The 12287-nt window shown below is 39.3% G+C and carries 10 protein-coding genes; all 10 read right to left on the bottom strand.

All coding sequences use genetic code 11. The features are described from left to right. Positions 1–78: 78 nt before the first annotated feature. Positions 79–1377: an ABC transporter permease gene (locus I6E11_RS02040; protein ID WP_235336162.1), complete on the bottom strand. Its 1299-nt coding sequence runs from the start codon at positions 1375–1377 to the stop codon at positions 79–81. 26 nt (positions 1378–1403) lie between these two features. Beyond that, positions 1404–2321 carry an ABC transporter ATP-binding protein gene (locus I6E11_RS02035; RefSeq protein ID WP_235336161.1) on the bottom strand — a complete coding sequence of 306 codons (918 nt, stop codon included), beginning with the start codon at positions 2319–2321 and terminating at the stop codon, positions 1404–1406. 117 nt (positions 2322–2438) lie between these two features. After that, positions 2439–2888, bottom strand: a complete 450-nt coding sequence (locus tag I6E11_RS02030) for a GatB/YqeY domain-containing protein (protein WP_235336160.1) — start codon at positions 2886–2888, stop codon at positions 2439–2441. A 35-nt stretch (positions 2889–2923) separates the two neighbouring features. Then, entirely contained in the window at positions 2924–4231 is a 1308-nt protein-coding gene (gene ftsZ, locus I6E11_RS02025) for a cell division protein FtsZ (protein ID WP_235336159.1), read from the bottom strand. A gap of 112 nt (positions 4232–4343) precedes the next feature. Then, positions 4344–6116, bottom strand: coding sequence for a cell division protein FtsA (gene ftsA, locus I6E11_RS02020; RefSeq protein WP_235336158.1), 1773 nt, complete (start codon positions 6114–6116; stop codon positions 4344–4346). A 6-nt stretch (positions 6117–6122) separates the two neighbouring features. Then, the gene (locus tag I6E11_RS02015) at positions 6123–6857 is read right to left on the bottom strand and encodes a cell division protein FtsQ/DivIB (RefSeq protein WP_235336157.1); all 735 of its coding nucleotides are present in this window, start codon (positions 6855–6857) and stop codon (positions 6123–6125) included. Continuing rightward, positions 6854–8230: a UDP-N-acetylmuramate--L-alanine ligase gene (gene murC, locus I6E11_RS02010; protein ID WP_235336156.1), complete on the bottom strand. Its 1377-nt coding sequence runs from the start codon at positions 8228–8230 to the stop codon at positions 6854–6856. Before murC ends, I6E11_RS02015 begins: the two co-directional genes overlap by 4 nt. Then, entirely contained in the window at positions 8220–9350 is a 1131-nt protein-coding gene (gene murG / locus I6E11_RS02005; protein ID WP_235336155.1) for an undecaprenyldiphospho-muramoylpentapeptide beta-N-acetylglucosaminyltransferase, read from the bottom strand. The genes murC and murG overlap by 11 nt, the downstream gene beginning before the upstream one ends. A 294-nt stretch (positions 9351–9644) precedes the next feature. Beyond that, positions 9645–10928 carry an FtsW/RodA/SpoVE family cell cycle protein gene (locus I6E11_RS02000; RefSeq protein WP_235336154.1) on the bottom strand — a complete coding sequence of 428 codons (1284 nt, stop codon included), beginning with the start codon at positions 10926–10928 and terminating at the stop codon, positions 9645–9647. Between the two features lie 12 nt (positions 10929–10940). After that, a complete protein-coding gene (murD, locus tag I6E11_RS01995; RefSeq protein WP_235336153.1) occupies positions 10941–12275 on the bottom strand; it encodes a UDP-N-acetylmuramoyl-L-alanine--D-glutamate ligase in 1335 nt (444 codons plus the stop codon). Between the last annotated feature and the right edge of the window lie 12 nt (positions 12276–12287).

The following is a 12287-nucleotide window of genomic DNA, read 5'->3' as shown; positions in this document are numbered from 1 at the left end:
GCAGAATTAAGTTATTGTATGCTTAACTATCCAACGGGTATTGTTTTTGTTTGCCGACAGATGTCGGTAGCAACAAATTTATTTATAGCTTATCCATTTTATCATCTCTTTCAGCGAAGGTTTTTTGCCATACATAAGTATTCCTACTCTATAAATCTTGCCTGCTAGCCATATTAGTGTGAATGCTGAAGCATAGAGAATAACAAGTGATAGGGCAGTTTGCCATCCCGGAGCATCCAGCGAAACACGCACCATGGAAACTACAGGCGAAGTGAATGGTATCATAGAGCACCATACAGCTAGTGGACCGTCGACATTTTCTGCACTGTAGATTGCGGCATAGAGTGCGAACACCAGAAGGAAAATTATTGGTGTCATGAACTGCTGTGAATCTTCTGCTTCATTGATAGACGCGCCTATCGCTGCAAATATTGAGGCATAAACCAGATATCCGCCTATAAAGTTCAGAACGAAGATACCACCCAGTGCCGGCAGATTAAGGTTGTTGATAGATGCAAGTATGGCATTTGCTTCTGATGCCTCAGGCATAGGAGTTGAAGTTGCAGTCATCATAACATCAGGATTTGACATAGCTGATACTCCGAACATTAATCCTGCTACGGTGATTATTATTGCGAGCATTACTCCCCAAATAGCAAGCTGAAGTATTCCTACGAGGCCTATTCCTATGATTTTGCCTATCATGAGTTGGAACGGGCGTACTGACGAAATCATAAGCTCTACGATACGGTTAGTCTTCTCTTCCATCACACTTTGCATTACCATACCTCCGTATGACATTACGAACATATAGATGAGGAATGTCAGTATCATACCTGCTGCTACTGCTACTCCAGCATTCGATTCGCTCTCGCTGCCGTCGTCGCTCCATTTGATTGTGCGTATACTGTAGGTCTGATCAAAATCGTTCATAATCCTCTGCAACTGGGGAATATTGTAGCTTACCAGTTTGTCGTGACGGATCTGTTCGTTGATGGCATTGTTCACTATTCGTGACAGTCCCTGTGGAATCTCCTTGCGCGAATAGATGGCTGCCGCATCAGGATTCTCTATCAGGTCGGCTGTGATTTCTATTACAGCGCTGTAGACGGTAGTGTCTGTACGGAACTCATCTTTCATCTTTTCTTCAGGGAAGAAAAGATAAGATTCGTCATTTGCCATCATTGGGAAGTATTTTCCTGTATGGTCTATCACGGCAATGTTTTTCTGTTCGTCGCTCTTTACCATCGAAAGCATCAGCGGTACGAATATCAGTGCTGCGAAGATGAACGGCATAAGAACAGTCAGTATGATAAATGATTTTTTGCTCACGCGGTTCATGAACTCGCGGTGAATTATAATGAATGTCTTGTTCATATTGTATAATCAATTGAGGTTTGATGTTACGGTTTGCTGTTCTCCACAGTTCTGATGAAAATCTCGTTCATAGAAGGCAGGCATTCGCTAAATGATGAAATCTCATTCTCAGCAGCAATGCCGGCTAGCAGTTGTGAGTTACTCAGGTCGCTGTTCTTCCTGATAGTAAATATCTGTTCTCCGCCTTTGATTTCGGATGAAAGGATTTCGAACATACTGTTGGTTGATAACTCTTCACCGATGTGTAATCCCAGTTTATAAGTATTGGTCTTGAATTGCGAACGTACCTCGTTCACTTCACCCTGCAGTACCACCTGTGAGTGATTTATAAGTGCAATGTTGTCGCAAATCTCTTCTACAGACGACATGTTGTGGGTAGAGAATATAATGGTGTGTCCCTGGTTCTTGAGTTCCAGTATCTCTCTCTTCAGAAGTTCAGCATTAACAGGGTCGAAACCTGAAAAAGGTTCGTCGAATATCAGTAGCTGAGGCTTGTGGAGTACGGTGATTACGAATTGCACTTTCTGTTGCATACCTTTTGACAGCTCTTCCAGTTTTTTGTCCCACCATTGTGTGATTTCGAATTTGTCGAACCATTCTTTCAGACGTTTTGTTGCTTCGCGTTTGTCCAATCCTTTGAGCTGGGCAAGATAAATAGCTTGTTCGCCCACCTTCATCTTCTTGTATAGTCCTCTTTCTTCTGGCAGATAGCCAATGTTGTATATGTCGTCCGCTTGTGACAGATGACCATTGAAGTAGACCTCGCCTGAGTCGGGTGCTGTAATTCGGTTGATGATTCTGATAAGTGTGGTCTTTCCAGCACCATTAGGTCCCAGCAATCCGAAAACTTGTCCTTTAGGTACATTTATGCTGACACCGTTAAGTGCCGTATGGTTTGCATAACTCTTCACTATGTTATGTGCCTCTAAGAAGTATTCGCTCATAAATGTTTGATTTAAGTTGTAAAAAAACGGTATATAAATTATGAATTAATAGCAATTAGTCTCATAATATATATACCGTATTTTTTGTATTATTCTTGTTCCTTTATGTAATGATTATTAGCCCAAAAGCTCTTTAACCTTTGCAGAAATAGCTCTACCTTCTGCAAGACCTGCAAGTTCTTTAGATGCTACTCCCATAACCTTGCCCATATCTTTGCCGTCTTTAGCTCCGGTACGTTCAATTATTTCTTTCAGTTTAGCTTCCAGTTCTTCTGCAGAAAGCTGTTTAGGAAGGTAAGCTTCTATAACGTGTACCTGAGCCATTTCATTTTCAGCCAAATCTGCACGTCCCTGACTTTCGTATACGGCTGCAGAATCTTTTCCTTGTTTCACAAGTTTCTGCATTATCTTCAGTGCAGCATCGTCTGTAAGTGTGTCGTTTGCTCCCGGAGCTGTTTTTGCTTCAAGGAAGAATTTTTTTACATTACGCAAAGTTTCGAGTTTTACTTTGTCCTTAGCCTTCATGGCTTCTTTGATATCGTTACTGATCTGTTCGAATAAATCCATAATATGTGAGTTTTTAAGTTTTGATTTCGTTTGCATTAGAAGAAGCTGATAACAGTACTTTCAGAATTGTTGGATTCTGAACCCTGTGACTGGGTTTCCTGCATTGCAGCTTTCGACTGTATGCTTTCAAGTTCGCTCTTGGTTCTTTTGTATGTTGGTATCGTTTCTACCATACTTATAATATCATCGTTGTCGAGGTCTTCCTGACTGAACACATAAAGATGATGTCTTCTTTTTCTGTTTGTCCTTACGATGTTTGCTCCGTAGTAGTTGCTTCTGCGGTCTTCTTTCTTTTGTCTTATCTCTTCCTGTTCTGCCAGACGTTCTTCTTCCTCTCTTGTATGTTTCTGCATTACATTGTCCATTCCTGGAACATCAGAAATACCGAAGCCTGTAGCCAGGATAGTGAATTTGATTTTCGATTCAAGTGAACTGTCTTCGTAAAGACCCCATTTTGTTTCAAAGTCCTTTCCGAATTTGCTCATGAAGTCGTGGATTTCATCCATTTCGTTCATCATAAGTTCGCTTGTTGGACTATAAGTAATGACAAACAGCACTTTCTTTGAATTGAAAATGTCATTGTTGTTCAGTAATGGTGAGTTCAGTGCATCGCTAATGGCTTTTGTCACCCTTCCTTCACCCTCACCGTAGCCGGTACTCATGATAGCCACACCACCATCCTTAAGCACTGTTTTCACATCGTTGAAGTCGAGGTTTATCTTACCTCTTAAAGTGATGATTTCTGCTATACTCTTTGCGGCAACAGACAGAGTGTCGTCAGCTCTTCCGAAAGCATTCATAACGCTTATGTCCGAGTATACATCGCGAAGTCTTTCATTGTTTATTACAAGGAGTGCATCAACATGTTTGCTCATTTCCTCAACACCATCCAGTGCCTGGTCTATTTTTTTGTTTCCTTCAAAAAGGAAAGGAATGGTAACAATACCTACTGTAAGTATGTCCATGTCCTTAGCAGCCTTGGCAATTATTGGTGCTGCTCCGGTACCTGTTCCACCACCCATACCGGCAGTAATGAAAGCCATGCGGCAACCGTCGTTTAGCATGTCTTTCACTTCTTCTATACTCTCTTCGGCAGCTGCTCTGGCTCTTTCCGGACGGTTGCCGGCTCCCAGACCTTCACTTCCGAGTTGTAACTTTATAGGAACAGGTGATTCGTCTAATGCCTGATTATCTGTATTACACACTACGAAGTTCACATCGTGTATACCTTCTCTGTACATATGGTTTACGGCATTACCTCCACCACCACCTACTCCTATGACTTTTATTATATGCTGTACGTCTTTCGGAAAATCGAAAGGCATTGTTGTTTCATCTGACATATCTTTTGGCTTTTAAGTTTATGTATTAATGTGTTCTATGTCTTTTAGTTCTGTTTTGCTTAACGTTAGTTGTTTTCTGCAAACTTATAAACTAAAAACTAACAAACTTATATCATTTTATCCCTTCAAAAAATTCTTCCGAAGCTTTGCTCATACCCTGTTTTATTCTGTCGAATATACTTCTTTTCTTGTTCCTTTGTGTCTTGATAATCTTTTCTTCAAGATCTTCTATCACAAGGTTACATTCTGGTATATTGTATTTCTTGGCAGCATCCAGTTTTTCTTTAGCAGTCTTGTAATGCTCTTTTTCTATGAGTTCAACGGCCTCTTCAAGAATCTTGTCACATTCATCTTTCTTTAGTTTTTCTCTTTGTCTCTCGGCCTGTTGTTGTGCCTCTTTAATGGCTTTTACCCTTTCGGCTTCTTCAAGTAATCTTTTAGCCTCTTTTTCAAGAGAATCTATTTCACGGGCTTTAGACTCTACATTCAGTAATTTGGCTTTATTAAGAACTTCCAATGCCTGAGAGTAGCTTCTGCTAAGTATCAGTTGTGAAGCAGAAATAACAAGTTGATGGCATTCCTTTGTATTATCAACTACTTCTACAACAGTTGCTGTTGTTTCCTGAGTCTCTTTTTCATCGATATTACTTGTTGTTTCTTCTTTCTCCTTTTCTTCATTTTCAGTAGGGACAGTCTCTTCTTTAAAATCAAGTTGATGTCCTTTCTTTGGATCAACTCTGCAACAGTTTTCCTCTCCGGACAAAAGAATACCTATCAGAGTATTCGACTTTCCGTTCTCAGGAAAGTTTATATTGCCAATAAGGTTAGTTTCGCCAGTATGTGCAACTCTTACTTTCTCTATTTTTGTTATGTTGGTTATAGCTTTGTCTATGTTAGGCATATTTGAGACGCCTCCCGTAACTACTACACCAGCCATAAGCCCTTCACTATAGTTTGATAGTTTTATTTGGTTGAATACGTTTGAGATTATTTCGTTTATTCTGGCCTCTACAATGTCTTCAAGAGTTCTTGACATTATAGAACATTTGCCGTCTAAAGTAAACTCTGTATCCTGTATTTCTTCACCTTCTTTATGTTCTGTATATGCTGAAGCATATCTTAATTTAATAAGCTCTGCATCATCCTCTTCAATTTGTTTGCTGCAGATATCTTTAGTGATGTTGTTTCCACCCAAAGGTATAACGCATACATGGCGTAGCAAATTGTTTTTGTAAATAGCAACAGTTGTAGTATCTGCACCGAAGTCAATAAGTGCACATCCGGATCTTTTTTCATTTGTAGTCAGTACGGTTTCTGCCGTTGCCATCGGTGATATTGTGAAACCTGCTATTTCATATCCGGTATGTGCCAGACACTGTTTGATATTCTGTTTTACTGAAGGCCTGGCTATTATGTTAAGATAATTACCTTCAATATTGCTTGCAGTTGTACCTACAGGTTCTGTCAGCAGATTGTTACCAACTTTATATTCTTGAGTCTCGACTGCCAGTATTTCATAATCCATAAGAGGAGTATCCAAGTTGGCTTCCATCATGCTGTCTATAATGGCCTGAGAGATTCTTACATCATCTCCCAACTGTCTGGCTTCAGTATTCTTGATACTTCTTAGTGATAAACCTCCCACTCCAATGTAAACTTTCCTGATTCCTGCCTGAAGTTTAGCCTCCAGATCCTTTATTACAGAAGTCAGTTTCTGTGTGGTTTTATCCAGATTATAGATTACTCCTTTTTTTATACAATCGTCCGACTTTTCCGACGAATATGCCAATAAGTTTATACTGCCGTCAGCATTTTTTTTGCCGGCTATACCTGCAATCTCAGTCGAACCGAGTTCTATTGCTACTATGAAATCTGTTGCTGCCATATATTGTTACTCCTTTTTTGTGCAAATTATCTGGTTGTTGAATTCAACACTAATACGTTCATATTTATTCCATCCCACTTTATTTAGTCCTTCTGTGTAGAAAGCCTTGAGTTTTTTAAATTTTGTTTCGTACATTTCAGGTTTCCCTATGAAAAGGATATGGTTTCCAACTCTTGGAACAAGTTCAATTTCTTGTTTTGTTGTCACATTTATCTGTTCTATCTGTGCGTCCCAAAATTCATCTGATTTAAGGAAACGAGCCAGTTCATACAGTTTTTCCTGAGCAAATTTCCTGTCTATATATCCAGTGGCTATTGCTACATGAACAGGCTTTCCGTTAGCTTTCATTGCCTTGCCTTCATTGTCGATGTAGTAATTGTCGCCATTGCTGCTCATAACTCTCATAAGAGGGATTCTTTGGTAAAGGTCTATTTTGACCTTTCCACCTGCAGTAATGTAGCATTCGGCATCTTTCACGAAAGGGCTTTTTTCAAGCGTTTCTTCCATCTTTCGTATGTTAATGTCTTTTTGTTTTACATCTACAGGTAACAGCTTCTCACGTTTGAGTGTACTTTCTATGTCACGAAGTGTTATGAATCCATAGTCAACATCGTCCTTTATTTCCAATTCCATACCCTTGCAAATCCGTTCAGACGGTTCTGCATTAAAAAATGTAACTGCCATAATCAAGTATATTGATGTGGCAATCAAGGCTAAGAGTATGAGAATTCGTTTTATCATTTATTTTTCAGTATATTATATATTTGTGGAACCATATTGTCAATGTCACCGGCACCTAGTGTAATAAGGACTTCTATTTTCCTATTTGCTATTATATCTGCCAAATCTTCCTTTTTACACATAATGGCCGACGCCTTGTTTTCTAGACAGTCGAATATCAACTGGCTGCTGACCCCCTCTATAGGAAGTTCACGCGCAGGATATATGTCTAGAAGTATTATTTCGTCTGCCAATGAAAGGCTTGCTGCAAATTCCCTGTAGAAGTCCCTTGTTCTTGTGTAAAGGTGAGGTTGAAATATAACAGTCACTTTCTTCTCTGGATATAGCGCTTTTATAGAAGAAATACTTTGCTTTATTTCTGCCGGATGGTGGGCGTAGTCGCTCAGGAATACCATATTGTCTTCCTTTATCTTGAAATCGAATCGTCTGTCAACTCCATCAAATGTAGGCATTGCCTTTTTTATTTCTTCGTCAGTAACTCCGGCAATTTGTGCCAAAGCCATTGCTGCTACACCATTCTCAATGTTTACGTAGACTGGAACCCCCAGCTGTATATCGTTGATATTACCTAATGGAGAAACATAGTCAAATATTATTTCACCATTGCCGATTCTGATATTTTCAGCTCTGAAATCTCCTTCGCCTATGCCGTATGAGAATACATTGACACTTTCTTTAACACGTGGTGAAAGTTCTATGCCTTTCTTTGCTATCAGGTACCCACCCGGGGTTATAAGCGAAGTGTATTTGTTGAAACTCTCAAGATATGCTTCGCGTGTGCCGTAAATGTCAAGGTGGTCAGAGTCTACGGCTGTGATTACAGTGGCAAACGGAGTCAGCCAGTGGAAAGACCTGTCAAATTCATCTGCCTCTATCACAACGTATTCGCTTGTTTCGGAAAGCAGAAGGTTTGTCTTATAATTCTTTGAAATACCTCCAAGGAAAGCGTTACATCCTACGTGTGACTGGTGCAACAGGTGTGCTGTCATGGTTGAAGTTGTTGTCTTTCCATGTGTACCCGCTACGCACAATCCTTTTTCCGTATGAGTAATCATTCCCAACACTTGGGCACGTTTCAATATCTCAAAACCATTTTCCTTAAAGTATACCAGTTCTTTATGTTCCTGAGGAATAGCAGGTGTGAATATAACAAGAGTAGAATTTTTACTCTTACATTCTTCTGGTATAAATTCAATATTTTCTTCGTAGTGTATATCTGCACCTTCTTCAATCAATTTTTCTGTAAGGTCGCTTGGGGTACGGTCATATCCTCCAACTTTTTTGCCTTTCGACAGAAAGTATCTTACCAGTGCGCTCATACCTATACCGCCAGCACCAATGAAATAAACTGATTTTATAGAATTAATGTTCATGTTCTTTTTTATATTTTTCGGCCAACTTACAAACCTCTTCGGCTATAATTGCAGCAGAATTGTGGAATGCAAGCTTCTTTATGTTCGTACTTAGAGTCTCTAATTTTGTTTTATCGGCTACTAATGAAATGGCTGTACTTATTAGTTTGCCGTCAGCCTCGGAGTCTTTTATATAGACAGCGGCATTTTTGTCTACCAGAGCCATTGCATTCTTGGTCTGATGATCTTCTGCCACATTGGGTGAAGGAACCAGAATTACCGGTTTGCCTAAAAGACAAAATTCAGATATTGAACCTGCACCAGCACGACTTACCACCAGGTCGGCGGCTGTATATGCTGAGTTCATATCTGATATGAAGTCTGTAGTATGAATCATTTTAGGACTTCCTGCCTCAGAGTAACATCTTTTAGCTTCCTCGATATAGAATTTACCGGTTTGCCATATGAATTGTACATCAGATTCTTTTATTTCGTTCATGGCATGCATTACACAATTGTTTAGTGTTCTTGCTCCAAGGCTACCTCCGATAATTAGTATGGTTTTCTTTGCCGGATCAAGTCCGAAAGATTTAATAGCTTCTTCTTTTGATAATTTATTGTCAAGTAATCCTTGTCTTACAGGATTACCAGTCATTATGATTTTATCTTTACTGAAGAATCTTTCCATTCCTGGATATGCCACACAGATTTTCTCAGCTTTTGCGGCTAGAAGTTTATTTGTGACTCCGGCATACGAATTCTGTTCCTGAATAAGTGTTGGTATTCCCATTGCACCTGCCATTTTTAGTGTTGGTCCACTTGCATAACCGCCTACACCAACAGCTGCATGAGGATTGAAATCCTTGATAATCTTACGTGCTATCATTTGGCTTCTTATAAGCTTTACAACGACTGCAAAGTTCTTAAGCAGATTTTTTCTGTCGAACCCAGCTACTGGCAAGCCTATTATTCTGTATCCGGCAGCAGGTACTCTTTGCATTTCCATTCTGCCTTCGGCACCGACAAACAGGATTTCTGCATCCGGTCTGGCTTCTTTTATGGCGTTTGCAATTGAAAGGGCAGGGAATATATGTCCTCCTGTACCGCCACCACTTATTATTATACGTAGATTATCATTCATATTCCTTTATTCCTTAATTGGCTGAATTCATATAATATTCAGCTATTACATTATTTTTCGCAAAGTTATCAATAAACTTCAAATAAAAACATAATCAGAGGAAATTAATAGTTTTATATTACTATTTTAAGTCTAACTACGTTTACTTTCAGTTCTAAAGTAAGTAAATGAATATCAGTCAACGAGTTGACCTGGTAGTTAAAGTATGGTATTTTACATATACAATAAACTAATAATCTCCCAAGGTATATATCTCTTTTATGCCTGTTATTCAGCTGACAGTATCTTTATTGTTTAATTAATTTCCTTTTTCTCTTCTTCATTGTCTTTTTCTGCCAGTTCCAGAGCCGCGTTCTTGAGTATTGATATTGCAGCATCATGTAGTTGGGCCTCTTTTAAAGCTTCTTCCTCTTCTTTTTTAGCTTGCATATCATATACGTGTCGGCTTATACTTAATATAATTCCTATATATACAGAATTGATAAGTATAGAAGTTCCACCTTTACTGATGAGGGGCAATGGCTGACCGGTCACCGGTATTATTCCTACAGCTACCAGCATATTGAACATAGCCTGTATTGAAAGTAACACTCCGATACCGATAATCAGTAATGCGTAATACGATTCATCACATCCTCGTGCTATTTTCCCTATTCTGAGCAGGAGTACAATATACAGTAAAGCTACGAATGCACCACCTACCAATCCAAGTTCTTCAATAATGATGGCATATATAAAGTCTGAAAAAGCCTGTGAAAGGAAATCTCTTTGTACGCTGTTTCCCGGACCTTTCCCTAGAATGTTGCTTGTAGCAATTGCTATGTTTGCATGAGCCACCTGAGCATCATTGTCGATATCAAACTTTGCTGCCGGAACCTGTGTCTGGTTGAAATGGTCGTTCAGACGACTTTTCCATGTCGTCAGACGATGCAATCCTACCGCATCCCATGCAGTGTCCGGAACGAACTTTATGGAAGCGAGCATTACTCCTCCAAATATCACACAAATACCAACCAACTTACCTAGTTGCTTCATAGGAACCCTTCCAATGAACATCATAACAAATACTGTCGCACATAGCAGTGCTGCTGTAGACAAGTTTTCTGAAACGATAAGCAGTACAGTTATTCCTGTCGATATCATTATATATTTAAATGCTTTCTTGTCTGTTCCGTCTTCTTGCTGAAACTTTGCCAATGTTATGGCAACAGATATTATCAATGCCATTTTAGCAACTTCTGAGGGCTGGAACTGGAAGAAGCCCAAGTCAATCCATCTTCTTGCTCCGTTTGTCATAGCTCCCTTAATCAATACGGCTAAAAGGAGTCCCCATGACACAGGTAAGAGCATATTTAGCTTTTTGAACCATCTGCATGGCATCAGGTGTGTAAAGAATACTATGATGGTACCTGCCATGATTAGTGTCATATGAGATGTAATCGGTCGCCAGTGATCACCGGACTTGAAAGTGAGTGTGCTGGAAGCACTAAACACCTCAATGATTGATATAAGGCAGAATAACATGAATATAATCCATATTATCCTGTCACCTTTAAAAAGTTTTTTTAGCAAATCCATCTTTATATCAGGTTATAGTTTTTTTACACACTTCTTGAATTGTTCACCTCTGTCTTCGTAGCTCTTGAACAGGTCAAAACTTGCACAGCAAGGACTCAGCAATACAGTCTCACCGTCTTTTGCCATCTTGTATGCTTCATTCACAGCATCTTCCATACTCTGTACATCGGCTATAGGAAGTCCAAAACCATCGAAGAAATCATGCAGTTTCTCATTGTGGAGTCCCATAAATATTAGTCCGCTACATTTCTCTCTTACCAAGTCTGCTATTTCATTATAGTCATTACCTTTGTCTTTACCTCCCAATATCAAAACAGTCTTTGTTGTCATGCTCTGCAGTGCATACCAGCATGAATTAACATTAGTTGCTTTTGAGTCGTTTATATATTCAACTCCTTTTATTCTTGCTACTTTTTCAAGTCTGTGTTCTACGCCTTTGAAGTCGTTTAGTGCTTCTCTTATGCATTCCTTCTTTATGCCTGCAATATTTGCAGAAAGGCCTGCTGCCATTGAGTTGAACAGATTGTGTTTGCCGGTTAGGGCTAATTCTTCCTGCTCCATGTTAAAGGCAATAGGTTCTGTAAAACAAATCCTTTTCTCCTGAACATATGCCACTGTTCCTTCTTCTTTCGTTTCGGCAAAAGGATAATAATGACCATGTATGCCGTATTTATGAAGTTCACGCTGTATCACAGGATCATCATTCCAGAAAATGAAAGCATCATTCTCTGTCTGGTTTTGTATGATTCTGAATTTAGCGTCTACATAGTTCTGCATCTTGTATTCATATCTGTCAAGATGGTCTGGAGTGATATTCATCAGTACGGCTATGTTTGCATGGAAATCATACATATTGTCCAGCTGGAAGCTGCTCAATTCTATAACGTAATAGTCATAATTACATTCCGCCACCTGATATGCCAGACTCTGACCTATATTCCCTGCAAGTCCCACATTCATACCTGCTTTCTTGAAAATATGATAAATAAGCGAGGTAGTAGTAGTCTTACCATTGCTTCCTGTTATACATATCATTTTAGCATTTGTGTATCTTCCTGCGAACTCTATTTCAGAGATAATAGGAATATTCTTTTCCTTGATCTTTAGGATCATAGGAGCATCATTAGGTATTCCCGGGCTTTTGATAACTTCGTCCGCATTTAGTATAAGTTCTTCGGTATGCTTTCCTTCTTCCCATTCTATACCTTTGCTGTCAAGCATATACTTATACTTGTCCTTTATCATTGACATATCCGATACGAATGTGTCAAATCCTTGTTTCTTTGCCAGTACGGCAGCTCCCGCTCCGCTTTCACCGGCTCCTAAAATGACAATTCTTTTTGCCATGATGAATCTGTT

The sequence above is a fragment of the Bacteroides caecigallinarum genome (genome assembly GCF_021531075.1).
Taxonomy (GTDB): domain Bacteria; phylum Bacteroidota; class Bacteroidia; order Bacteroidales; family Bacteroidaceae; genus Phocaeicola; species Phocaeicola caecigallinarum_B.
This window is presented reverse-complemented; position numbering and strand designations above follow the sequence as displayed.